The organism is Cohnella sp. GbtcB17 (assembly GCF_019091135.1).
Lineage (GTDB): Bacteria > Bacillota > Bacilli > Paenibacillales > Paenibacillaceae > Cohnella.
On the sequence record NZ_JAGXJW010000008.1, the window covers coordinates 25,906 to 49,714 of the forward strand.

Genomic DNA, 23,809 nt, shown 5'->3' on the forward strand with positions numbered 1-23,809 from the left:
GGATACGACAGTGGCCGCGCGGCTTATTCGTTCGGCTCGAGCGGCGGAAGATCCGGCGTCGTATATTCCACGACGTTCGATCTTCCTTTATTGTAGCCGTCGAAGACGACCAGCCGGAACTGGTAACTCCGTCCGGGTTTAAGGTTTTTAATCGTCACCCGATTCGTGTCCGGTTCTAAATCATCAAAATTGTAGTACGTAAAGTAACCGAATGAGCCGTCGTCATATTCGATCCCGTAAGTGGTCTCGCCGACCGGTTCGCTGAACGTTAAGGTTACCGTCGAAGCCTCGTTCGCTTGACCGCCTTCTACGGCAAGATCGGAGATCGGCCCCAGCGAATCGGCTTCCAAAGGAATAGAGACGGGCTCCAGCTTGAACAACGCATCTTCCTCGGACTGCGCTTCCGCGTCGGAAATCCAGGCCTTTAACGACAAATCCCGGTCTTCCATGGACGGATCGATATAGACGGTATAGCTAATGTCGAATTGGATGCCGGGCTGAAGCGAATACGGCGTCTGCGGGTAATGGCCGATAAAGCGGTCGGTTCCCGCGACTCTCGCCAAGTAGAACCAGTCGGATACGCCTGGATATTCATAATCCACTTCAAGCTCGTCCCCGTCGAAGTGCGGCAATGTCATTTCGATGCCGTTCACCGCGTTTTGAAGGTCAAGACCTTGATTGTCGATATGAACCTGCACCGTCAATATTCCCTCGAACATCGTATAGTCGTAATCGTTGACGCTGAGCTTCACGTCGGCCGCAAGCTTGAAATGGACGACGGTCGTTTCTCCGGCCGCATTGGCGACAGTGAGCACGTAATTCCCGCTTTCCGACAGCTCGCCGCCAAGCTCAAAGTCTGCAACGAGTTCTCCGTCCTTGGTCAGTTCGACTGACGCTATATCGCTGTCGTCTCCGAGCTCGGGCGTAACGGCGGCCGTATAGGTTGTTCCGTCTTTTACGCCGGTAATGATCGGCCCCGGCGTCGGCTCTTCGCTAGGCGACGGTGTTGGGCTCGGGTCCGCGCTTGGCGACGGTGTCGGGCTCGGGTCTGCGCTTGGCGACGGCGACGGGCTTGGCTCTCCGGTAGGAGACGGTGTCGGGCTCGGCTCCTCGCTCGGCGACGGCGACGGGCTTGGCTCTCCGGTAGGAGACGGTGTCGGGCTCGGGTCCGCGCTTGGCGACGGCGATGGGCTTGGCTCCGCGCTTGGCGACGGCGATGGGCTTGGCTCTCCGGTAGGAGACGGTGTCGGGCTCGGGTCTGCGCTCGGCGACGGCGATGGGCTCGGTTCCGCGCTTGGCGATGGCGACGGGCTTGGGTAAGTGCTTGGCGATGGCGATGGGCTCGGCTCCTCGCTCGGCGACGGCGACGGGCTTGGCTCTTCGCTTGGCGATGGCGACGGACTCGGCTCTTCGCTCGGCGATGGCGACGGCGACGGACTCGGGTCCGCGCTCGGCGACGGCGATGGGCTCGGCTCTTCGCTCGGCGATGGCGTCGGGCTTGGCTTCTCGCTTGGCGACGGCGTTGGTGTTGGCGCAGGGGTCTGCGCAGGTCCGCCGGGCGATGCGCTTCCGCCGCTCGAGCCGGTCTCACCTTGGAGCAGTACGCCCGCTTCGCGCTCAATGGTACCTGGCTTATGTTCGAACGACGAGCCGGATACGAACAGGTGGGCATTGCCGATGTTGCCCGAGCCTGTAACGAATAGGATCGCGAAAACGTTCAGGCTGCCTACGGACGAGCCCGGGGGCACGACAAGCGAACCTTGCGTGCGGAAATCAAGCTGCGAAATGAACGTCGAGCCCTCCAGCACGAGTCGCAGCTTGCCGGCCAGCTTGTTCACGACGACTTGTCCCAGCTTGGCGTTCGTCAGGTGCACGCTGTGTTCGCCGCCTCCTGCGACGGTCAGCTTCCCGTCGACGGTCACGCCTTCAAGCTGCGCGTCGCCCTCGCCGACCTCGGCGCCGATCGTCAGATCGCCGCGGACGACCGTGTTGCGCAGCGTCACGCCCGGCGCGGCGATCGATACGCTGCCGGCGATCTCCTGCGTGCCTTCGGCAGGACCGTAAACGCCTGCCTTGTCGTATACGATTGTGCGCGTCCGCTCGCGCAGCGCCCAGGCCTTGTCCAGCGCCACGATTGCTTCGGCGCGGGTCATCGCCTTAGCCGGCCGGAACGTGCCGTCGGGATAGCCGCCGAGCAGCTTCGAATAAACGGCCGAACCGACGGACGCCCTGCTCCACGACCGGAGATCGGCGGCATCCGAAAACGGCGGTTCAACAGCCTCCGTTTCAGACAAACCGTCCAGCTTCGCGAGCACGACCGCCGCTTCTTCCCGCGTGACGCTGCGGGACGGGCGAATCGTGCCGTCGGGATAGCCCGACAGAATGCCCGCGCCGGCTGCCGCGTAGATCGCGCCCGCGTACCAGCTCCCCTCGCGGACGTCGCTATATTTGCCCGCGCCCGCACCGCCGGCTTGCAGCCCGAAGGCACGGACTGCGAGCGTCGCGAATTCCGCGCGCGTGATCGGTTGATCCGGCTGCAGCCCGCCGTTCCCGCCTCCCGCCAGCCAACCTTTATTCACCCAGGCGTTCAGTGTGTCCTGGGCCCAGTGACTCGGGAGCCCGGCAGCCCAAGCCGCACCTCCCCAACCCGCACCAAGCATGGACACGGCGAGCGCGAGCGCCGGCAGCCTGATCCTTTTTCCCCATACCACTTGGATCATCCTCTCCTTAGATACTTCGTCAGGTGCCTATCCTACCAGAGAAGCCGGAGAAAATTCGATTTACTTTCGTTAACTTTCGACAGCATCTGTCAAAAGGATATGACGCACGCGCGCCGAATACTTTTTAGAAAGTATAGAAATGACACCGAACGTGTCGAATCGAGGTATGCTGCTTGCCTTCCGATCTCATTTTGCGAACAAAAATACGCATTCCTCCCGTTCGCCGCGACGGCGTCGTCCGCACGAGACTGCTCGACCGCATGGAGAGCGCCGTCCGCGGCCGACTGACGCTGCTTGTCGCGCCGGCTGGCTTCGGCAAGACGACACTGCTCGCCCAGTTTCTGACGGAACGGACGGAGCCCGCGGCATGGCTGTCGCTGGACGACACGGATAACGATCCGGCCAAGTTCTGGCGTTACTTCATCCGATCGATCGGCGCTGTCGTCTCCGAACTTCCGCAGCGGGCGCTTCCGCTTCTCGACGCATACCCGAACGTCTCGCGCGAGACGATGATGGACATGCTCCTTTTGGAAATAGACGACTTTTGCGCGCGGACGGGTCAGCGTCTCGCGCTCGCACTGGACGACTACCATGCCGTTCACGATGAGCGAATTCACGATAGCCTCGCCTACTTTATCGATCATCTGCCCGACGGCGCGCACCTGATCCTCGCGAGCCGCGCGCAGCCGCCGGTCAAAGCCGCGAAGTGGCGCGCGCGCGGGCAGAGCACCGAGATCGCCGGCGGCGAATTAACCTTCACCGCCGACGAGACGCGCCGGTTCTGCGAGCATACGGCCAAGCTCAGCCTGACGACGGAGCAGGTCGACCGCATCATGGCTTGGACGGAAGGCTGGGCGGCGATCGTGCAGCTGCTGTCCGTTTCGCTCGATAGCAACGACCTTCGGACGCTGGATCGGCCGACCGGACAAACGGCGGGCAGCCACGACAACATTATGGCGTATTTGGCGGAAGAGGTGCTGACCCGGTTGCCCGGCGATTTGCGGCGCTTTCTGCTCGACACGTCCGTACCCGAGCGGTTCGATGCCGGCACATGCGACGCTTTGACGGGCCGCGACGACGGAGCCGGCATGCTGGGCGAGCTCCGCAGGCGCAACCTGTTCCTCGTCCCGCTGGACGATGGCGGCGTCTGGTACAGATACCACCATATTTTCCGCGACGTGCTGAAGGAACAGCTGCTTCGCGAGGAGCCTGCGCGCGCGCGGCAGCTCTCGCGCATCGCGGCGCTGCGATTCAGCGAGCTCGGTCTCCACGACGAAGCGATGGAGCAGGCCATCCAGGGGGGCAACGACGAGCTGGCCGCGGAGCTGCTGCAGCGTCATCTGTACGGCGTGCTGGGGCGCGGCGAATTTTCGACGCTGCTGCGCTGGATGGAAGCCATCTCGCCTTCGTCGCTGCCTGCCGAGATGCATTTGCTTCGCGCGTTCGCGCTTGTCGTCACCGGTCAGTATCCTGCCGCCGAAGCCGTGCTGATCTCGCTCGAGCGGGACATTCATGCACTGCCCGACGACGAACGGCGCGGCCAATTGCAGAGCGGCCTGTTTTTCGTCAAAGTCAACTATGCCTTCTCTACCGGCGACTATGACCAATGGTTGAAGTACGCCGACCGCATTCCGGATATGCTGCCGGAAAGCCCGCTGTTTTACAACTTGAACTACAACCGCAGCGAGCCGCTGGTCAGACGTACGCTGTTCGGGTTAAACGGCGCGATCCCGCCGAATACGAATGTCATCGCCTTGCGCATGGTCGACATCATGAACGCCCATGGATGGAAGCAATCGCTGTTTTCGCAATACGTGCTTCAATCCGTTGCAGAAGGCTACTTTGAATGGGACTGGCTGACGGAGTCGGAGGCGCTGCTGAAGGAGGTCGAGTCGGTTGCCTATCTGAAACGGTGCGCGGGTCTGTACGTCCCGTGCCGGATCACGATGGCCCGATGCCTTCAGGCTCGCGGGCGGGGCGAAGAAGCGCGGACGCTGCTGCAAGCGACGGCGGCGACGGCCCGCGACTGGGACGAGCCGCGATGGGAGATGCCGCTGGCGGCGTACGAAGCACGCTTCGCGCTGGCCGCAGGCGACCTCGCCGGCGCCGAGCGGCTCCTGAGGCGGACCGGCGTCTCGCCCGCCGACGCCCCTGCGTTGTATCGGGAAACGGAGTATATGACGCTTGCCAGACTGCTGGGCGCAAGGCGCAAGGAGAAGGAGGCGCTGAAGCTGCTGGAAGGACTCGCCGCGCTTGGCGCTCGCGAACGCAGCCTCATCACGATGGTGGATGCGGCGGTGCTGCGCGCCTTGCTCGAATGGCAGCGCGGCCGGCGCGAAGCGGGCCTGGACCGGCTGCACGAGGCGCTCGCCGCAGGCTCGGCGAACGGGTATGTGCGCAGCTTCACCGGCGAAGGCAAGCCGATGCTGGCGCTGCTACGGGCGTACCGCGCGCAGCGGCTGCGAGACGGCGCGATCGGAGAGGAAGCGCCGGCCGTTGGCGGGACGCTAGCCGGCGAAGGGGCCAATGGCGGTGTCCCGGCGGCGTACGTGGACGGTCTCGTCGCCAGGCTGGAGGCCGAGCTCGAAGCGGCAGGCGCTGCTACGGCCGGGGAAGGTCAAGACGGCGAGCGGCTGATCGAGCCGCTCACGGACAAAGAGCTCGCGCTGCTGCAGGAGCTCGATCGCGGCGCGACGAACCGCGAATCGGCCGCGAAGCTCCAATTGACGGAGGGCACGGTGAAGGTGTACCTGAGCCGCGTGTACGCCAAGCTCGGCGTCTCGTCGCGGACGCAGGCGCTCAGCCGCGCGCGGGAACTGCGGCTGCTGGATTAAGGTCGTTTGGGCGGGCGCCATCCCCTCTCGTACAGAAGGCGATGCGCCTATTTTGACGCGGGCGGGCGCCATCCCCTCTCGTTGAGAAGGCGATCCGCCTTTTTTGCCGCGGGCGGGCGCCATCCCCTCTCGTTGAGAAGGCGATCCGCCTTTTTTGACGCGGGCGGGCGCCATCCCCTCTCGTACAGAAGGCGATCCGCCTTTTTTGACGCGGGCGGGTGCCACCCCCTCTCGTAGAGAAGGCGATGCGCCTTTTTTGCTGCAGGCGGCCGCCATCCCCTCTCGTACAGAAGGCGATGCGCCTATTTTGACGCGGGCGGGCGCCATCCCCTCTCGTTGAGAAGGCGATGCGCCTATTTTGACGCGGGCGGGCGCCATCCCCTCTCGTAGAGAAGGAAATCCGCCTATTTTGACGCGGGCGGGCGCCATCCCCTCTCGTAGAGAAGGCGATGCACCCTCGTATCACGCCTCGTCCTTTTTAAACGCCAATCCCCTCTCCGCGAGCGCTTGCTCCAGCGTATCGATCCCCTTGCGGCCCATGCCGTGCAGCTTGAGGATGTCCTCCGCGGTCCGCTCGGCCAACTGATCGAGCCGTTCGATGCCGGCGCTTGCCAGCGCGCGAAGAGCCGGCTTCGCCAATCCTTTCGGCAAATCGCCATTCGCCATCGCTTCGATACCTCCTCGAAAATGAGTTTATCTCAGCCTTTTATTCGACCTCGGATGCCCTGTTCCTTCCATTCCGCAAGCGATCCCCGTCCCCCGCCTGTGTCCGGCAACTTCTCCTCACGGCGGTTCGTCTAACTTCATGAAGGTTAAACTACTTCCATCATGAAGAAACGGAGATGAATGTCATGTCGAAAACGAAAAGGCTCAGCCTCCTGCTGGCCTCGTCCATACTCGCAGCTTCCCTCGCCGCTTGCGGTCAAAATGGCAACGCAGCTTCATCCGGTAACGCCACAGCGACTGCATCCGCCACCGTACCTGCGCCCGACGACGCAAGCGCGACGTCCCCGACCGCGTCGAATGCAGACGCCGCATCCTCCTCTTCTTCCGCGATTCCGGCGCAAACCGAATCCCCGCAACCAAGCACGTCGCCTTCCGCCGCGCCTTCGGCCGCAGCGTCCGAATCGCAGCACGCCGTCCAGGGTACGCCGACTGCGCTGCGCATGGCCGGCACGAAGATCGGCTGGACGGGCGGCAAAGGTTGGATCGCCAGAACCGACGACGGTGGCAAAACCTGGCACACGCAGTATAAGCACGACTACGAGGTGCTGCAAATTTTCGCGCTGAACGATCGGCAAGCGTGGGCGACGCTCGACATCGGGGACGCCAAAGCCGTGAAGCTCGTGAAGACGACGGACGGCGGCAAAAACTGGAGCGATGCGGGGCAGATTCCGAGCTACGCCTTTTTCCATTTCGTCAATGAAAACGAAGCGTTCAGCGGATCGTGGACGACTCGGGACGGGGGCAAAACGTGGCAGGAGCTCTCGGTTCCCAAAGACCAGGTCGGGGACGTTTACTTCCACGACCGGAGCAACGGCTGGGCCGTCACCCAGACGGCGGGGAAAAAATTCAGCTTCCTCCGCACGCAGGACGGCGGGAAGACATGGGCCTCCGTCTACTCGAAAGCTTGGGAAGAGCAGCTGAACGGCGCGGTCATCCGCTCCGCCGGCAAAAACGACGCCTGGATCGAGCTGATCGGCGGTTCGGGAATGACCCAGACGTCGTATTCGCTGTTCCACACCGCGGACGGCGGCAAGAGCTGGCAGCCCGTCGTCGCCAACAGCACCGCCGGCGCAGGACCGGCTCCCGGCTTTAAAATGGACGACAAAGGCGTGCCGTCCAACGAAGGCAGCTCGCCCGGCACGCTTTATGTCGTCGACACGAAGACGGCGTTCCTCGGCGGCCAGTGCCAGGCCTGCGACAACCCGAATACGCTGGGCTACACGACGGACGGCGGCAAGACCTGGGTGAACGACAAGCCCCAGCTTCCGGGATACGGCAAGCAGCTGATCGCGGCCGCGGACGCCAAGCATGTCTCATGGATTCTTACCGATTCGCAAAATGCATCCGTTCTGTACGTGTCGCAAGACAGCGGCGCGCACTGGACCAAGACGCATACGTTCGCCAAGCCCGAAGACAGCGCCGCAAAGTAACCGTTTAATGAAAGAAGCTTCAAGCCCGCTCTATGCGGACCTGAAGCTTCTTTTTCTTTTCAAATAGACTCAGCATTCCTTCGGTTCCCCGATGTCGGGCTCCGGATTTTTCTTGGCCGCCCGCGCGTCCAGCAGCATGCCCACGATTCCAAGCAGCACGCCGATATTGATCGCGATGTCAGCCAGGTTCATGATGCCTCCGCCGACCGCCCACTCCAGGAAATCCGTCACTCGCGCGAAAAGCAGCCGGTCAATCGCATTGCCGACGGCGCCGCCGGCGAAAAATCCCGCTCCCGCAGCAAGCCAGGGATTGCTCAGCTTGCCCTTGCGCTGCGCGTAGACGACCCAGACGACGACCGCGATCGCGACCGGAATAAAAAGCCGTCCCCAACCCTCGAACGAGCTGCCCGCCGCGCCCGTATTTTCGTAATGGGTAAATTGCAAAACGCCGGGCCAAAACGAATGGGTGTCGCCCACGGGAAGCGATCTCCGAACGGCGATCTTGGCCAGCTGATCGACGGCGACGACGGCGATCAGCACGATGTAGACGAGCCCGAACCAGCGACGACCAGGCCGGCTATTCGCACTTGCGGACGGCCCGTTCATAACGCACGCTCCGTCGTCGGTCGGCCGCACTTGGGGCAGAACGCGAATTCGGACCGAAGCGCCGTGCCGCAGTACGGACAGAAGCCGTCCGTCCGATCGGAGGTCGCCCGTCCTTGGTCCGCCGGCGCATGGATACTCGCACCGCGATCTTCTCGGCGGCGTTCGAACGGATCGGGCTCCTCGTCCGAGTCGACGATATCGTAGAGCGACATCCGGTTGCGTCCCGTCGCGTTTTTAAAATGAATGACGGCTTGCACGATGCCCAGGCCAACGAAGACGACCCCGAACAACGGGAACACGATCCCGACCATCGGGAACGGCGAGCCCTTGGTCAGGTTAAAGGCGAAGATCGTCCAAATGATGCCGAATACGATCGAAACGACGCTTCCCGCCGCTCCCATCGCCGACGGGCCTCTGCCCGGTTTGACGCTGCGCATGGCGATCCCTCCTCATGACTAAGTATACGCGATCGGGAAACGGGCCGTTGCGCTCAATCGCCTTGCCCGGCCAAGCCAGGTTAACCCTTATTTAGCTTAACGCCGCCAAGAGCGCCAGTACCGCGATCGAAAGCAGCGTAGCGTCAAGCGGCGGTCTCCACGAAGGGCTGTACCGGGGATCCAGCAATAGCCGGAGGCGCACGTTGATCGAAGCGTCCGCGAAGGATGCGCTCGCCGTAGGCATTCCCTTGGCTCGGCCCTGCCGCAGCAGCTTCAACAGCGCGCCGCCAAGCGCCTCGGCGCCGCCGCCGGACGCCGCGATCGCATGGCGATCCGCCAGCACTTCGACCGCCGTCCTGTACTTGTCCTCCGCCCAGCCCAGCAGCGGCACGTACCAGAGCGCCGTCCGGCTGAGCGACAGCGCGAACAGCGCGAGCGGATCGCGGCGCCTCAGATGATGCCGCTCATGCGCGACGACTGCCGCGAGCTCGGCCGGCTCCAGCATGCGCAGCAGTCCCGCGGACAATACGATCCGCGGCCGGAAAAAGCCGACGGTCATCGCGACGGGCGCTACCGCACGGATGATCGTGAGCTGTCTGCGGTCGAAGCCGAACCGGCGCGCATAGCGCCTCGACAAGCGGTTGTCCGCCGTTCGGCGCAGCATGCGGCCGAAGCGCCGCGCGCAGACCGCCTCCCGGACAATCTGCCTTGCGCAGAAGACCAGCGTCGAGACGAACACCGCGCTCATCAAAGGAAGCGATATCGGAACTCCGATGTAACGGAACCAGGCGACGCAATAGTCGAACAGCACGAACGGCAGCTTGATCCCGAAGACGACCTTCAGCGCGAACATCGCCATCTGCGCCGCGACGAACGCCGAAACGGAAAGAGATGTGGCCAGCAGCCATCTCGAGCGGGCTTCCCACATGTTTATCGTTCCTTTTTATGTTGTTTGAGCTGACGCTCCAACTGGTCCAGCAGATCGGGATCGACCTGCTCCAGGGCATCGACCATGTGCGCGACGGCGCGCGAGCCGAATTCCTGAACCAGCTCGAAGGCAAGCTCCTTCGACTGCGCCTCGAGAAATTCGTCGCGGGTAAGGACCGGACGATAAAGATGCGATTTGGAATTCGCCTTTTTGCTCAATATACCTTTGTCCACCAGCCGGTTCATCACCGTCATGACCGTGTTGAAGCTCATTGCCTTGTCCTTGTTCAGCGCCTGCTGCACTTCTTTGATCGTCAGCTCGCCCTCCGCCTCCCAAAGCGCGGTCATGATTCTGGCTTCGAGCGGTCCGAAAAAGCGTTCGAGGCCGTTGCCGTGAAATTTGAAATTATGCAGCTTCATGTTCGTCCCACACACCCTTCACACTACGGATTATAGTTTTCCGAAGGTGCGCTCGTCAACGTCGGCTCCCGACAGCGGCATCGGGTTGCGCAGCGTTTAAACTTTTGTTTATAATACAAACATAAGTCCAAAAAAAGAGTGGAAGGAGCGGCCTATGGACCGCGAACAGCAAATTTTGTCGTTCATTCGGCGCAATCCGTTCGTCTCCCAGCAGGAGCTCGCGGACGCTATCGGCATCTCCCGCAGCGCGGTCGCGGGTTATGTCGCTGCGCTAACCCGCAAAGGCAGCATTCGCGGCAGGGCGTACGTGCTCGCCGAAGAAGGCTCCGTGCTCTGCATCGGGGGCGCGAACCTGGACAGCAAAGCCCGCGGCAAGCAGCCGCTGCGGCTCGGCGCCTCCAATCCCGTCGCGGTCGCGGAGAGCTGCGGCGGCGTCGCGCGCAACATCGCGGCCAACCTCGCCGCGCTCTCCGCACGCGTCTCGCTGCTGACAGCGGTCGGCGACGACAAGGCCGGCGGCTGGCTGCTCGAGCGAACGGCGAGCCAGGGCGTCGACATCGGCCCGTCCCTCGTGCTGAGCGGCGAGAAGACCGGCAGCTACACCGCCATTCTGGGCGAAGACGGGGAATTGTTCATCGCCTTCGCCGATATGGACATCTACGAGCGGATCACGCCAGACACGCTCGAGGAGAAATGGCCGCACATCGCCGCTTCCAAGCTGGTCGTCGCGGACGCGAATCTTCCCGCCGCCAGCCTGGCCTGGCTGGCTCGCCGCTGCGGCGACGCCAATCTCCCGCTGTTCGTCGATCCGATCTCGCCGGAGAAGGCGAAGAAGCTGCCGGACAGGCTTGACGGCATCGCCGCGGTGTTCCCCAATCTCGCCGAAGCGCGCCAATTGGCCGGGCGGGGCGACGACGAGCCGCCGGCGGACGGCGGCGTCGCCGAATGGGCGGAGCTCGCCCGCCTCATCCTGGCGCGAGGCGCCGGCCATGTCCTGATCACGCTCGGCAAGCACGGCGCCTACTGCGCAGGGCCGGACGGCGAGCTTCATCTGCCGGCGCTGCCCGTCAAGGTCGTCGACGTCACCGGAGCCGGCGACGCATTTCTCGCCGGTGTCGCCTACGGCGTGCTGCGCGGCGAAGCCTTCGCGGATGCCTGCCGGTCCGGACTGGCAGCCGCGCGCATCGCGCTCGAGACCGCGAGCTCCTCCTCGGAGCAGCTGAATGAAGAGCGGCTGGCCGAAGCCGTCCGCGCAGCGAAAATTTAATTTTACCCAAATCTATCTAAAGGAAGGGAACGATCCCCATGAACCCTTATATTCAACTGACCAAGGAAGTCCAGGACGCGCTGAACGAAGGCAAACCGATTGTCGCATTGGAGACGACGATCATCTCGCACGGCATACCGTATCCGCAAAATATCGAGATGGCCCGCAAAGTCGAAGACATCATCCGCGAAAACGGCGCCGTCCCCGCGACGATCGGCATCATGAACGGCCGCATTCGGATCGGGCTCGACGCGGAAGGGCTTGAAGCGTTCGCCAATTCTCCGCAAGTCGAGAAGGTGAGCCGCCGCGACTTCGCGCACATCCTGTCCGCCGGCAAGATCGGCGCGACGACCGTGTCGGCCACGATGATCGGCGCCGCAATGGCCGGCATCGAAGTATTCGCCACCGGCGGCATCGGCGGCGGCCACCGCGACGGCGGGGACAGCATGGACGTGGCCGCGGACCTGACCGAGCTGGCCCAGACGAACGTCGCCGGCGTCTGCGCAGGCGCGAAGTCCATTCTCGACATCGGCCGTACGCTCGAATATTTGGAAACCCATGGCGTGCCCGTCGTCGGCTACAGGACGGACGAATTCCCTTCGTTCTATGCCCGCGAGAGCGGCTTCGGCGTCGACTTCAGGCTCGATACGGCGGAAGAGGTCGCGGCCATGCTGCGGACGAAGTGGAACCTGGGCCTGGCGGGCGGCGCGATCGTCGCCAACCCGGTGCCGGCCGAGTACGCCCAGCCTGCGGACAAGATGGAAGCCGTCATCCGCCAGGCGCTGGACGAAGCCGATGCCCGGCATATTGCCGGCAAGCGCGTGACGCCGTTCCTCCTCGGACGAATCAAGGAGCTGACCGGCGGCAGCAGCCTCGACACGAACATCCAGCTCGTTTACCACAACGCCAAGGTAGCGGCCGAGATTGCCGTGGCGCTGAAGGCGAAGTAAGTCAAGTCAGCGAAAATGACAAAAAGGGAAGAAATGGCCGCGGCCGCTTCTTCCCTTTTTTGCGCCCAATCCGATCCACGCGTGCACATTTTCAGTCGTGCCGTGCACATCGCCGCCCAAGCATCGTGCTAAAATCTAAAATTGTAAACGCTAACATGTACCGCAAAGGAGGAGAGCAATGGCTCAGCCCGTTCCGGCCGCCCCATCCGTGCCCGCCCCAGAAGCGCCCGCAGCCGAAGTGACGCTGTGGCGGCGGATCGTGCGGCATCGCATGCTGTACCTGATGTTTTTGCCGGTAGCCGTGTACTACATCGTGTTCCGCTACTGGCCGATCGGACTTGCCTGGATCGTTGCCTTCAAAGATCTGAAGCTCGGCATGGGCGTGTTAGACAGCGCCTGGGTCGGACTGGACAATTTCCGCGTCATGTTCGAGGACCCCGAGATCGTCAACGTGCTGCGCAATACGGTGGAGATCAGCCTGCTGCGCATCGTCGTCGGCTTTTTTCCGCCGATTATTCTGGCCATCATGTTCCACGACCTGTCTTCCGGCAGGTTAAAAAAATGGCTGCAGAGCGCCGTCTACATCCCCCACTTTTTTTCGTGGGTCATCATTTTCGGCATCGTGTTCGCGTTTTTCTCCACCGGCACGGGCTTCGTCAACAATGTGCTGGAAGCGATGGGCCTGCCCCGAGTCGAGTTTTTCCTGTCCGAAGGTTGGTTCCGGCCGATCCTGATCGGCTCCGCGCTATGGAAGGAGATCGGCTGGAGCACGATCATCTATCTCGCGGCGCTCAGCACGATCGACGCCCAGCTGTACGAGGCGGCCAGGATCGACGGCGCGGGACCGATCCGCCGCATCTTCGCCGTCACGCTGCCCGGCATTCTGTCCGTCGTCACCTTCGTGCTCTGCCTCAGCCTCGGCAATATTTTGTTCGCGGGCGGCGAGCAGATCCTGCTGTTCTACAACAAAGCGGTGCTCGACACGGCGGACGTCATCGAGACGTGGGTGTATCGCGAGGGACTGAGCCGGCTGCAATTCAGCGTGGGGACGGCCGTGGGTTTGTTCCAGTCGCTGATCGGCATGGTCGTCATCCTGGCCGGGAATACGCTGGCGAAGCGGTATACCGGCCGCGGCATCTGGTAGAGGAGGCTGCATATGAAAAGCAATTCGGCTGGCGAACGCGCCTACCAGATCGCGATCCATCTCATCGTCCTGCTCGTCGCGGCATCGGCCGTCTTTCCCCTGCTGTATGTCATCGGCATGTCGCTGACGACCAAGTCGGAGATGATCGCCCGCGATTATTTCGTCATTGTCCCCCATGCCCCGACGCTGGAGGCCTACAAGCGGATCATGTCCTCCTCCGTCATCTGGCATTCGTTCGTCGTCTCCGTCCTGCGGAGCACGGTCGGCCCGCTGCTTACGCTGACGCTCACCGCCATCGGCGCTTATGTGCTGGCGCAGCGGACGCTGCCCGGCCGCGGCATCTTCCTGTTCTTCATCCTCGCCACGATTCTGTTCAACGGCGGACTGATTCCGACCTATCTGGTCGTCAAGCAGACGGGACTGATCGATTCGTTCTGGTCGATGATTCTGCCGATCATGGTGGACAGCTTCGGACTGCTGGTCATTAAGATTTTCATCGAAAATCTGCCCGACGGCCTGACCGAATCCGCGCGGATCGACGGCGCCGGCGACTGGAGCATGCTGTGGCGGATCGTGCTGCCGCTCGCAGCCCCCGCACTCGCGGCCATAGGCCTGTTCAACCTGGTCGCGCACTGGAACAGCTGGTTCGACGCGCTGCTGTACTTGAACGACAAGTCGATGTACCCGCTGCAGATGGTGCTCAAGAACATGCTCACGATCGACTCCGTCAGCGGCGACTCGATGAACGCGATGCTGAAGACGTCGCAGTCGATCAGCACGGAGACGCTGAAAATGGCGGCCGTCGTCGTCGGCATCATCCCGGTGCTGTGCGTCTATCCGTTTTTGCAAAAGCATTTTGCCAAAGGCATGTACATGGGCTCCGTGAAAGGCTGAGGCGCCTACTATTCCTTCTATTATCAAGGGGGCATTCCTGTGAAAAAAAGAAAGCATTACGCCGCCATGGCCGCAGCCGTCGCCGCTTGTACCCTGCTGAGCGCCTGCTCCGGCAACGGCAATGAGCCTAAGCAGGCAGCGCCGTCCAGCGGCGCAGCCGCAACCGCAAGCGGAGCCGCGAGCGCCAAGCCGTCCGGTGGCGATACCGGAGCGCCGGTCAAGGAGCTGAACTACCCGGATGCGTTCCCGGCCGTGCCGAAGGCGGTCGACAGCGCCAGCTACGCGTACGACGATCTGAGCAAGAAATATGAATTGGACTTGATGGTAGCGGGCGCCTTCAACCAGCCGGTGCCGGAGGACAAGATCAAGTCCTACCTGGAGAAGCAGTTCAACGTCTCCCTGACGTTCTCCAGCATGAACGGCGAGGATCTCAAAAACGCCGTCACCGTCCGCTATGCCTCCGGCGACGAACCCGATCTCGTCATGTTCCCGTTCAAGGACGTGGCGCTGTCGCTCTACAACAGCGGCCAGTTGCTGGATGCCCGCGAGATGCTGCCGTATATGCCGCAGACGATGCAGTATGTGACGAAGGATTATGCGAACTGGGCGACCGTCGACGGCAATATGATCGGCATCCCCCGCTATCCGGTATTTCCGGACAACTGGAGCTACTTCATCCGTCAGGACTGGCTGCAGAAGCTCGGCATGAGCGCGCCGACCAACGAAGACGAGCTGTACGCCTACGCCAAGGCGGTCGTCGAGAAGGACCCGGACGGCAACAACAAGGCCGACACCTGGCTGATGGCCACGGCCGGCGGCGGCAACGGCTGGTCGATGATGGACGCGCTGAAGACGATGTACGGGCATCCGAGCTGGAACGTGGCGGACGGCAAGATCAATCATCCGATGCTCGACGGCACGACGAAGCGGTTCCTGCAATTCGTGAAGAAGCTGTACGACGAAAAGCTGCTCGCGCCCGACTGGTACACGATCGGCTGGGAACCGTTCAAGGCGTACAGTCTTAACGACCAGATTGGCATGGTCTGGTATCCGGGCTGGAACATCGTCGACGAGCAATACAACGCCAAAAAGAAGGATCCCGAGGCCGTAAAACTGTGGGAACCGCTCCAGCCGCTCAAATCGAGTGACGGCAAGGGCGGCATGTACGGTCCGGGCGGCAATCCCGGTGGACTGTTCATCGTGTCGAAAAAGGTGGCGAACGACCCCGGCAAGATGAAGCGGATCGCCCACTTGCTCGATTCGATGATGTACCCGAACGCCAACTACTGGGCGGTATCGCAGGGTGGCGGACCTGAGATTTTCCAAGACGACTCCCGTGTCCAGATGAACGAAGACGGCACGAACGTATTTTTCATCAAGGACACCCACATCCAGAAGGCGAAACCGGAATATCAATCGCTCGCAGACTGGCAGTTCTTCGGCTACACGCTGATCTGGCAGGTGTACGACGACGAGCCCGTCGGCGTCACCGGCAGCAAGTTCAACCAGCAGATCGTCGCCATGCCCCGCTACAAAAACTATGATATGTACCTGACGCTCGACGGGCCGACCGTCACCAAGCTGAACGACTTCCAGAACAAAAACGAAATCTCGTTCGTGCTCGGCAAAAAGTCGTTCGACGACTGGGACAAATACGTGGAGGACTGGAAAAAAGCCGGCGGACAAAAGCTGATCGACAGCGCGGCCGAGCAGCTGAAGGTCGAGAAGCAGTAACGAGGCGGGCCAAGCCGGTGTCCACGGACACCGGTTTCGGGCGGTTCGCGGACCGATGTCGCGGTGGCGCATGGCTCTAAAGGAGGCTTGTACGCGGCGAACGATCGTGCGTATAATCGGTGTATTTCATAAGCCTCGCAGAGGGAGGAGCTAGGCCGCCTTGGACTGGTACAGAATCGGCTCCCGCTACAAGCTTATCCTGCTGCTGGTCATCCCCAGCACACTGTTCGTCATCATCGTCACGCAGATCGCCAAGGCCAACGCCCTGCACTTCCTGCGGGATACGCAGAACGAGGCGCTGGCGGGTATGGCCGGCCAGGTCGTGCATCTGATCGGCATTTACAATAACGAGATTACGTACAACATGCTGGAGACGGAGGAAATCGTGAAGCAGGAGGGCGGCGCGGGAGACCGGCTGTACGAGGCGATGCATACGGTCGCCAAGGTGCGCGCCGACTTCGTGCGGGGCGTCGTCTATATCGGCGCGGACGGCGCGATCACCGGCTATCCCTCCGCTTTCTGGGGCAACTTCTCCGCCAAGGAAGAAGCGCTGATCCACGAGCAGGCGTCGCGCAGCCGGGGCGTGTTCGAGTGGTCGAATACGATCCGCTCGGACATCGGGCGGTCCGGCACGTTCGGGCCGACCAGCATCGTCACGAAGTCCGTATACGACGACGGCGGGCAGCTGATCGGCTATCTGGCCTTTCTCGTGGACCTGTCCGCGTTCCTCGAGCGCAGCGCGGCGTTCGCCGGCAGCTACGAGACGCAGACGCTGCTGTACGACCGCGAGGACGCGTTGATCGATTACCTCGGCGCGACCGATCTGGCCTCTCCGCCGGTGCTGTTCTCGGAGGAAAAAGTGCAAACGCTCTCTTCGGCGCTGGCCTACCTGGACAGCCGGGGCGTCTACCACTCCGTCGCGAGCATGGAAGCCAATCTGGGCTGGAAGGTCGTCGTCGTGGGCGACGTGGAAAAGCTGGAGTCGCGGTTCGAGCCGCTCAGCCAGATCGCCTGGGCGATCCTGCTGTTCGGATTGGCGGGCTTCCTCTGCATTCACATCGCGGTGTCCTGGTGGTTCACGCGGCCGATCCTGCTGCTGACGAAGGGCATGCGCACGGTAGCCAAAGGCAAGCTGGATACGAAGCTTGCGGTCGTGCGCCGCGACGAGTTCGGCGAGCTGGCGAACCAGTTCAACCGGATGACGGACACGGTCAGGGAGCTCATCTCCGACCTGCAGCGCACGGAGGCCGCCAAGCGGCAATCCGAGCTGCAGGCGCTGCTGTCGCAGATTAATCCTCACTTTCTCTACAATACGCTCAACACGATCGATATGATGGTCGACTTCAGCCCGAAGAACGAGCTGCACGCCATGATTCATGTGCTGTGCCGGCTGCTGAAGTACAGTCTGGACGGCAACGAGGTGCGGACGCTGGCGGACGAGCTGCAATATACGAAGGACTATCTGTACATTCAATCGGTCCGGTACGAGCATCGGTTCGAGTGCCGCGTCGCGCAGGCCGGGGACGATCTCGGCCGCCTGCGGGTGCTGAAGCTCGTGCTTCAGCCTTTGGTCGAAAACGCCGTCTTCCACGGCCTGCATGCACTGGAAGGACGCCGCGGCAGCTTAAGCGTGACGACCGACAGCGCGGACGGCGTGCTGCTGCTGACGGTGGCGGACAATGGCGTGGGCATGACGCGCGAGCGGCTTGACGCGCTGCGCGCCGCGATGGAGAGCGAAGACGGCGCCGCAGAGGATTTCGGCATCGGCGTGCGAAACGTGCATCGGCGCATCCGGCTGTTCTACGGCCCCGAATACGGGATCGTCATCGACAGCGCGGAAGGCGAAGGCACGGTGATGACGATCAGGCTGCCGGCGGGGGCGGATGTCCGCCCGGCGCTTAAGGAGGGTACGGCGGATGGATGAACCGGCGATGAAGGTGCTCGTCGTGGACGACGAGCCGATGGCCCGCAGGCGAATCCGCTCGTTCGCGCTGGAGGAGCGCGGCTTCGTCATCGCGGGAGAAGCCGAGAACGGCGAACAGGCCTGGCGCATGATCCGGGAATCCGCACCGGACATCGTGGTCGCGGATATCGGCATGCCCGTGCTGGACGGCCTCCGGCTGCTGGAGCGGGTGCGGGGAATGGCGGCGGCCCCCAAGGTCATTCTGCTCACTTGCTACGAGGACTTCGACAAGATTCAGGCGGCACTCCGCCTCGGCGCCCACGATTATATCACCAAGCTGCTGCTGTCCGAAGAAGAGTTCGTCGCATGCCTGTCCAAGGCGGCCGACGATATCCGGCGGGAGCGCCGCCACCGGCACAAGGCGATACGGCAGCTCTTGCTGGAGCTGCTGCTCTCCGGAGACGAGGCGCGGGCCTCGCTGGAGCAGCTCGCCGCCCTCTCCTTTTCCGCGCGACAGCATCGGCTGGCGTTGGTCCGCTTCGCGCCGGAGCGCGGGAGGACGCTGCTCCCGGCGGAGCTGGCGTTCGAGGACGAGAGCGGGCATTATGCATCGCTCGTCCTGCCCGTCGAGCCCGGCCTGTGGGCGATGCTCGCCGTCTCGCGGGAGCGCAGCGAGGGCGCGGACTTCCTCGCCTGGACGATGAACGCGCTGCGCCGCGGCGGCGAAGCCTGCCGGGCGCTCGGCGTGCCGACCGTGCAGGCGCTGTCCGATCAGCGCGGCGATCTGCTGCTGCTGCCGCGCGCGCTCGCGGAATGCCGTCGGCTGCTGGACGCAGCCTTTTACGCGCCGCCCGGCGAGCCGGTCACGACCCTGGACGAGACGGCGCCGGGCGAATACCCGCCGGATCGGCTCGATGCGCTACTGCGGGATTGCCGGACCGCGGTCGAGCGCCACGATTATGCCGCGGCGGGCGAGGCGCTGCTGCGATGGGCGGACGAAGCCGCCGCGCACAGGCCGGCGCCCGCCCGGCTTCGCCTGATGGGCGCGGCGCTGGCCGGCTGCCTGTACGACGGCAACGTCAGGCTGCGTGACGGTACGGAGGCGCCGCTGCGGCAGCGGCTCCAGCAGCGGATCGCGGCAGCCGGCCATATGACGGAGCTGCGGGCGGCGGTGGAGGAGGCGGCAGAGCTGCTGCGGGAGACGCCGTCTCCGGCTCCCGCCATCCGGTCCGAGATTCGCGAGGCGCTGCGCCTCATTGAATCGCAATACCCCGAGGACCTCGACCTGCAGACGGCGGCGAGGCATGTCAGTCTCAGCCCAAGCTGGTTCGGCGCGCTGTTCCGTCAGGAAACGGGTCGGAGCTTTTCCGACTACTTGCAGGATTACCGGATGGAGCGCGCCCGCGAGCTGCTGCTGCGCACGGATCTGAAAATATACGAGGTCGCCGCCGGCATCGGCATTCCCAACTCGCGCTACTTCTCCAGGCTGTTCGCCGACAAATACGAGACGAGTCCGCAGGAATACCGGGCGCGAAAACGCGAGGCGCGCAGCCGAACATAGAGCGGCAAGCGCGAAGACAGTTCGGTTCAAGAGCAGACGATAGTTATAACCAAAAACGAATGCGGTTTGGAGCGTGATGAGATCATGAGCGAGTACGACAAACTGCGGGCTGCGTTCCAGTCCGCCAACCCGCCGCGCAGCCTGTACCCGCTGCTGTGGCTGCACGGCGACGAGCGGGAGACCGAGTCCGTCATCCGCGCGGAGATTGCTGCGATGGACGATGGCGGCTCGGGGGGCTTCATCATCGAGTCCCGGCCGCATAGCGACTACCTCGGAGATCGCTGGTGGCGAGACGTCGGCTACTGTCTGGACGAGGCTGCGGCGCGCGGCATGGACGTCTGGATTTTCGACGAGGAATATTACCCTTCCGGCATTGCCGGCGGCCGGGTGCTGGAGGGGCACCCGCAGTACCGGATGCGCGTGCTGATCAAGCGAACGTCGCAGTGGGACAGCGCTGCGGACTATGCGCCCCCGCCGGGAGACGACGCGCATCCGATGGAGACGCTGCTGCGCGTCATCTGTACGTCCGGTCCGGCAGACGGCGGCAAGCGGGTCGTCTTCCGGACGGAGCGGGAGTTCGCAGCCTGGAGGGATGAGGTCCGGCGGGACAGTGGCGCGGATGGCCCCGGTGGCGAGCTATGGACGGTGCATGCCATCGGCCTGACGCCCTCCTGGAGCGGGCGGATGTTCGACCGGATGGTCGACTATATCGATCCCGAGGTGACCGACCGCTTTATCGAGCTGACTTACGAAGAGACTCGGCGCAGATTCGCTCCGTATTGGGGGACGACGATCAAGGGCTTTTTCGGCGACGAGACGAGCTTCGAGAACTTCGGCTCCTACGACGTGCTGTTCGGCGAGGATACGCCCTGCTTTCCTTGGACCGCCCCGCTGGCCGAAGCGTTTGCCGATGCCAAAGGCTACGAGCTGCTCGACTGGGCCGACCTGCTCTGGCATGAGACGGGAGACGCCCGCGCGTCCGCGAAGGTGGAGCTTGCCCGGAGTGCCCTCCCTCCCGTACGCTACGACTTTATGGATGTCATGACGCGCCTGTTCTCGGCGAATTTTTTCGGACGTCTCCAGGCCTGGTGCCATCGCCACGGCGTCGCCTTCATCGGACACGTCGTCGAAGACAATCACGCGCATATGCATCACGGCTACGGCGTCGGCCATTTTTTCCGCACGACGAAGCACTTCGATATGGGCGGGTACGACTTCGTGCTGCGCCAGCTCGACTCGGAGCAGAAGCGGACGCCGTACGAGGAGCAGTATCCGCAGTGGCGCCACTACCGCGACGCGCCGTATCCGACTTTCTTTCACTTCACGCTGCCGAAGCTGGCGCAGTCCGCCGCGCATCTGGAGGTCGGCACGAACCTGGTCATGTGCGAAAACTTCGGCGCATACGGCTGGGACCTCGGACTGCGCGAGATGAAGTGGCTGACCGACTGGATGACGGCACGGGGCACGAACTGGTACGTTCCGCACGCCTTTTCGCCGCTGTTCCCCGATCCGGACTGTCCGCCGCATTTCTACGCGGGCGGGCGCAACCCGCAGTGGCCTTACTTCCGGCAGTGGGCGGACTATGCGAACCGTTCGTGCCTGATGCTGAAGGAGGGCGATCATGTCGCCCCCGTGGCCGTGCTGTATCCGGCGGAATCGCATTGGTGCGGGGATAACGACCGGCTGGACGAGGTATGCCGCCTGCTGTCCGAAGACCAGTACGACTTCGATATTTTGTCCTGCGATCTGCTGGCGGACGAGACGCACTGTCTCATCGGCGACGGCGAGCTGCTGATCGGCCGCGAGCGCTTCCGGGCGATCGTGCTGCCCGGCATCGAGACGCTTCCGCTGGCCGTCGCCGTCCGGCTGCGCGCCTTCGCTGAGAGCGGCGGGCGTATACTAGCCGTAGGCGAGATACCGGCGTTCGAATGCGAAAGGCAGCATGCAGCGCTTCGGTCCGCGCTGGCGGCTGCGGCCGCGGCTGGCGGCGTCCGTGCCGTTCCCGCGGAGGCGCTTGGCGCTGCGCTGCGCGAGACGATCGCGCCGGGCATCGGCATCGGGGTGCCGTTTGCGGATTTGCGCTACTGCCATTATCGGCGCGGGGCGATCGATATCTTTTTCCTGCGCAACGAGGGCGTAGAAGCGGTCTTCGACGGCGAGGTCGCGCTGCCCGGCGGGGGCGTGCCCGAGCTCTGGCACCCGATGGACGGCCGGATTGAGCTTGCCGCAGGCATACCGCAGAGTGGCAGCGAGGCTCACGACGATAACGATGACGGTAACGGCGAGGGCGACGTGGTCGTCAGGCTCCAACTTGAGCCGTATGAAGCAGTGTTCGTCGTGCTGCGGCCCGCGGAGACAGCAGCGCCCGCAGCCAGCGCAAGGTTCGACGAGGCTGCAGGCGCGGGGCGATCGGCCGGAACGCCGCCTGCGCATACGGTCGCGGAGCTTGCCCTTAACGACTGGCGCGTCGTCGAATGCCGCACGCCGCTCGAAGGGGCTCCGCTGTCGGCCGACCTGTCGCGGTCCGGCAGCCTGTCGGCGCTCGGCGTTGGCGACTGGCACGCCTACCCGGAACTAGCCGCCTTTTCAGGCACCCTCGTCTATGAGATAGAGCTCGGACCGATCGGGGATGCGCTCGTGCCTCTCGATGCGGAGCTAGGAGACGGCGCGCTGGAGGTCGCCGAGCTATGCGGTCTGCTCGACCTCGGCGAAGTCGGCGAACTCGCTGCCGTCTCCGTGAACGGCCATAAGCTGGCCCCGGCGATCTGTCCGCCGTACCGCTGGACGTTCCCGCTGCATTGGCTGTCCTCCGGGGGCCGCATCACAGCGGAGATCACCAACACGCTCGGCGGCTTTTTCCGGGACGAAGCGTTCGGCCGTCGGACGCCGGCGCCTGCAGGGCTGATCGGCCCGGCCAGGCTGGCATTACAGTCGCCGCGCCGAGCACAATGTCCGCTGTAAGCGCAAAAAGTTACTTTACAGCGGCAGCGTCGAGCAGAATCTGTGCTATAAGAGCAATAAGTTACTTTACAGCCACCCGCGACGAGCGAGTATCCAGCCCGGCGCCACGAAAACGAGAGACTCCGCAAACGATTCCGCTGCGAAGTCTCTCGTTTTTGGCTGCCTCTGCGCGTTCTACTTCCCCTCGCCCGCTCCCGCCGACACCTCCGCCAACAGCAGCAGCGTCAGCCCCTGCCCGTACAGCGTCGGGAAAATCGGCACCTCGCCGTACGCCTCAACGCTCGCCAGCACCGGCGTGCCGCCGGAGACGCCCCCGACGGCGCCGTCCGGACCGATCGCCGCGAGCACGGCCGGCACCGCCCGGTCGGCATGTGCCGACAGCGCCTCCGGCACAAGTCCCATGCGCGCCGCTTTATACAATCCGCAGGCGATGCCGGCGGAGCCCGACGTCTCCGCGTAGAAGCCCGGACGGTCGAGCACCGTCGGCCACAAACCGTCGGCCCCCTGCCTCCCAACGAGCGCTTCGGCCAACCGCGCATAGCGCCGCTTCACATCCGCGAGCAGCGCGTCGTCTCCGCACAGCGCCTCCGTCTCCGCCACAATCATCGGTACGCCGACGGCGATCCAAGCGTTCGCCCGGTTCCAGCGGGCGCCCGACATCCAGTTCCCCGCCTCGCAGTCCCAGCCGTGGAACAGCAGCCCCGTCTCCTCGTCCTGCAGCGCTTCGAGATGAAGCCGGACCTGCCGCAGCGCCTCGAGCGCGATCCGGCCGTCGCCCTTCATCCGTGCGGTGCGCGCAAGGAAAAGCACAGCCATGAAGATCGTGTCCGCCCAGATCTGCTCGCTGAACGAGGCCTTCTCCGTCACCGTATGCTCGAATGCGCCGTTTTTCGTGCGGGGCGCTTCGTCAATCAGCCACCGGGCCACTTCACCGGCTTTGTCCGCGTAGAACGATCGCCCCGTCAAGCGATGCAGCAGCGGGAAAACCGCAAACGGCGCGATCGAATTAATAACCAGAATCGCCTCGGACTGACCGATATTGCGCTGAACCCACGCCTCAATCTCGCGGAGAATCACCTCGTCCCCCGTCTTCTCCGCGAATTCCGCTGCGGCGATCACGCCGACGCCCGCATTCCAATCCCACCGGTCCGCGTTCATCGCCCAGTCGGTCCATTCGTGTCCGCCCCACTGCGCCGGCTTGCTGTGCATCATATAACGGTAAACGCTTCGCGCAGCTTCATCTACCTGATTCCTATTCCCAGATCCATTCCCGTTCAAACTGAGTCCTCCTCGTT

At 63.5% G+C, this 23,809-nt stretch carries 17 protein-coding genes; 10 read left to right on the top strand and 7 right to left on the bottom strand.

Annotated elements, in window-relative coordinates:
* Nucleotides 1-23 precede the first annotated feature (23 nt).
* The gene (locus KVT38_RS06085) at nt 24-2,711 is read right to left on the bottom strand and encodes an S-layer homology domain-containing protein (RefSeq protein ID WP_217592802.1); all 2,688 of its coding nucleotides are present in this window, start codon (nt 2,709-2,711) and stop codon (nt 24-26) included.
* Nucleotides 2,712-2,893: 182 nt separating this feature from the next.
* Between KVT38_RS06085 and KVT38_RS06090 the strand changes: the two genes are divergently transcribed.
* The gene (locus KVT38_RS06090; protein WP_217592803.1) at nt 2,894-5,554 is read left to right on the top strand and encodes a winged helix-turn-helix domain-containing protein; all 2,661 of its coding nucleotides are present in this window, start codon (nt 2,894-2,896) and stop codon (nt 5,552-5,554) included.
* A gap of 462 nt (nt 5,555-6,016) precedes the next feature.
* On the opposite strand, the gene KVT38_RS06095 is transcribed toward KVT38_RS06090, so the two are convergent.
* Nucleotides 6,017-6,220, bottom strand: coding sequence for a DNA-directed RNA polymerase subunit alpha C-terminal domain-containing protein (locus tag KVT38_RS06095; RefSeq protein ID WP_217592804.1), 204 nt, complete (start codon nt 6,218-6,220; stop codon nt 6,017-6,019).
* A gap of 185 nt (nt 6,221-6,405) precedes the next feature.
* Between KVT38_RS06095 and KVT38_RS06100 the strand changes: the two genes are divergently transcribed.
* On the top strand, nt 6,406-7,710 hold the full coding sequence (locus tag KVT38_RS06100) for a VPS10 domain-containing protein (protein WP_217592805.1): 1,305 nt from the start codon (nt 6,406-6,408) through the stop codon (nt 7,708-7,710).
* Between the two features lie 69 nt (nt 7,711-7,779).
* Here the strand turns inward: KVT38_RS06100 and lspA are convergent, their stop codons facing one another.
* The 4 genes from lspA to KVT38_RS06120 form a co-directional block, all read right to left on the bottom strand.
* The gene (lspA, locus tag KVT38_RS06105) at nt 7,780-8,316 is read right to left on the bottom strand and encodes a signal peptidase II (RefSeq protein ID WP_217592806.1); all 537 of its coding nucleotides are present in this window, start codon (nt 8,314-8,316) and stop codon (nt 7,780-7,782) included.
* Nucleotides 8,313-8,753: a zinc ribbon domain-containing protein gene (locus tag KVT38_RS06110; protein WP_217592807.1), complete on the bottom strand. Its 441-nt coding sequence runs from the start codon at nt 8,751-8,753 to the stop codon at nt 8,313-8,315. The genes lspA and KVT38_RS06110 overlap by 4 nt, the downstream gene beginning before the upstream one ends.
* A gap of 91 nt (nt 8,754-8,844) precedes the next feature.
* Nucleotides 8,845-9,681, bottom strand: a complete 837-nt coding sequence (locus KVT38_RS06115) for a M56 family metallopeptidase (protein WP_217592808.1) — start codon at nt 9,679-9,681, stop codon at nt 8,845-8,847.
* Between the two features lie 2 nt (nt 9,682-9,683).
* Complete coding sequence (locus KVT38_RS06120; RefSeq protein ID WP_217592809.1) at nt 9,684-10,100, bottom strand: BlaI/MecI/CopY family transcriptional regulator; 417 nt, start codon at nt 10,098-10,100, stop codon at nt 9,684-9,686.
* A 154-nt stretch (nt 10,101-10,254) separates the two neighbouring features.
* Here KVT38_RS06120 and KVT38_RS06125 point away from each other — a divergent pair, with 154 nt between their 5' ends.
* The 8 genes from KVT38_RS06125 (at nt 10,255) to KVT38_RS06160 (ending at nt 22,514) form a co-directional block, all read left to right on the top strand.
* The gene (locus tag KVT38_RS06125; protein WP_217592810.1) at nt 10,255-11,367 is read left to right on the top strand and encodes a carbohydrate kinase; all 1,113 of its coding nucleotides are present in this window, start codon (nt 10,255-10,257) and stop codon (nt 11,365-11,367) included.
* Nucleotides 11,368-11,405: 38 nt separating this feature from the next.
* Complete coding sequence (locus KVT38_RS06130; RefSeq protein WP_217592811.1) at nt 11,406-12,317, top strand: pseudouridine-5'-phosphate glycosidase; 912 nt, start codon at nt 11,406-11,408, stop codon at nt 12,315-12,317.
* Nucleotides 12,318-12,495: 178 nt separating this feature from the next.
* Nucleotides 12,496-13,461: an ABC transporter permease gene (locus KVT38_RS06135; RefSeq protein ID WP_217592812.1), complete on the top strand. Its 966-nt coding sequence runs from the start codon at nt 12,496-12,498 to the stop codon at nt 13,459-13,461.
* A gap of 12 nt (nt 13,462-13,473) precedes the next feature.
* Nucleotides 13,474-14,355 (top strand): carbohydrate ABC transporter permease, encoded by an 882-nt coding sequence (locus KVT38_RS06140; RefSeq protein ID WP_217592813.1) that lies wholly within the window; start codon nt 13,474-13,476, stop codon nt 14,353-14,355.
* A 39-nt stretch (nt 14,356-14,394) separates the two neighbouring features.
* Nucleotides 14,395-16,089: a type 2 periplasmic-binding domain-containing protein gene (locus KVT38_RS06145; RefSeq protein ID WP_217592814.1), complete on the top strand. Its 1,695-nt coding sequence runs from the start codon at nt 14,395-14,397 to the stop codon at nt 16,087-16,089.
* 160 nt (nt 16,090-16,249) lie between these two features.
* Nucleotides 16,250-18,013 (top strand): cache domain-containing sensor histidine kinase, encoded by a 1,764-nt coding sequence (locus KVT38_RS06150; protein WP_217592815.1) that lies wholly within the window; start codon nt 16,250-16,252, stop codon nt 18,011-18,013.
* Nucleotides 18,006-19,553: a response regulator gene (locus KVT38_RS06155; RefSeq protein WP_217592816.1), complete on the top strand. Its 1,548-nt coding sequence runs from the start codon at nt 18,006-18,008 to the stop codon at nt 19,551-19,553. Before KVT38_RS06150 ends, KVT38_RS06155 begins: the two co-directional genes overlap by 8 nt.
* An 84-nt stretch (nt 19,554-19,637) precedes the next feature.
* Nucleotides 19,638-22,514 (top strand): glycosyl hydrolase, encoded by a 2,877-nt coding sequence (locus KVT38_RS06160; RefSeq protein WP_217592817.1) that lies wholly within the window; start codon nt 19,638-19,640, stop codon nt 22,512-22,514.
* Nucleotides 22,515-22,688: 174 nt separating this feature from the next.
* Here KVT38_RS06160 and KVT38_RS06165 read toward each other — a convergent pair whose 3' ends face one another.
* Nucleotides 22,689-23,792, bottom strand: coding sequence for a glycoside hydrolase family 88/105 protein (locus tag KVT38_RS06165; protein ID WP_217592818.1), 1,104 nt, complete (start codon nt 23,790-23,792; stop codon nt 22,689-22,691).
* Between the last annotated feature and the right edge of the window lie 17 nt (nt 23,793-23,809).

What these genes read in the sequence shown, in the direction of transcription:
- KVT38_RS06095 (WP_217592804.1), bottom strand. Translation starts at nt 6,220, where the DNA reads ATGGCGAATGGCGATTTGCCGAAAGGATTGGCGAAGCCGGCTCTTCGC.
- KVT38_RS06100 (WP_217592805.1), top strand. Translation starts at nt 6,406, where the DNA reads ATGTCGAAAACGAAAAGGCTCAGCCTCCTGCTGGCCTCGTCCATACTC.
- lspA (WP_217592806.1), bottom strand. Translation starts at nt 8,316, where the DNA reads ATGAACGGGCCGTCCGCAAGTGCGAATAGCCGGCCTGGTCGTCGCTGG.
- KVT38_RS06110 (WP_217592807.1), bottom strand. Translation starts at nt 8,753, where the DNA reads ATGCGCAGCGTCAAACCGGGCAGAGGCCCGTCGGCGATGGGAGCGGCG.
- KVT38_RS06115 (WP_217592808.1), bottom strand. Translation starts at nt 9,681, where the DNA reads ATGTGGGAAGCCCGCTCGAGATGGCTGCTGGCCACATCTCTTTCCGTT.
- KVT38_RS06120 (WP_217592809.1), bottom strand. Translation starts at nt 10,100, where the DNA reads ATGAAGCTGCATAATTTCAAATTTCACGGCAACGGCCTCGAACGCTTT.
- KVT38_RS06125 (WP_217592810.1), top strand. Translation starts at nt 10,255, where the DNA reads ATGGACCGCGAACAGCAAATTTTGTCGTTCATTCGGCGCAATCCGTTC.
- KVT38_RS06130 (WP_217592811.1), top strand. Translation starts at nt 11,406, where the DNA reads ATGAACCCTTATATTCAACTGACCAAGGAAGTCCAGGACGCGCTGAAC.
- KVT38_RS06135 (WP_217592812.1), top strand. Translation starts at nt 12,496, where the DNA reads ATGGCTCAGCCCGTTCCGGCCGCCCCATCCGTGCCCGCCCCAGAAGCG.
- KVT38_RS06140 (WP_217592813.1), top strand. Translation starts at nt 13,474, where the DNA reads ATGAAAAGCAATTCGGCTGGCGAACGCGCCTACCAGATCGCGATCCAT.
- KVT38_RS06155 (WP_217592816.1), top strand. Translation starts at nt 18,006, where the DNA reads ATGGATGAACCGGCGATGAAGGTGCTCGTCGTGGACGACGAGCCGATG.
- KVT38_RS06160 (WP_217592817.1), top strand. Translation starts at nt 19,638, where the DNA reads ATGAGCGAGTACGACAAACTGCGGGCTGCGTTCCAGTCCGCCAACCCG.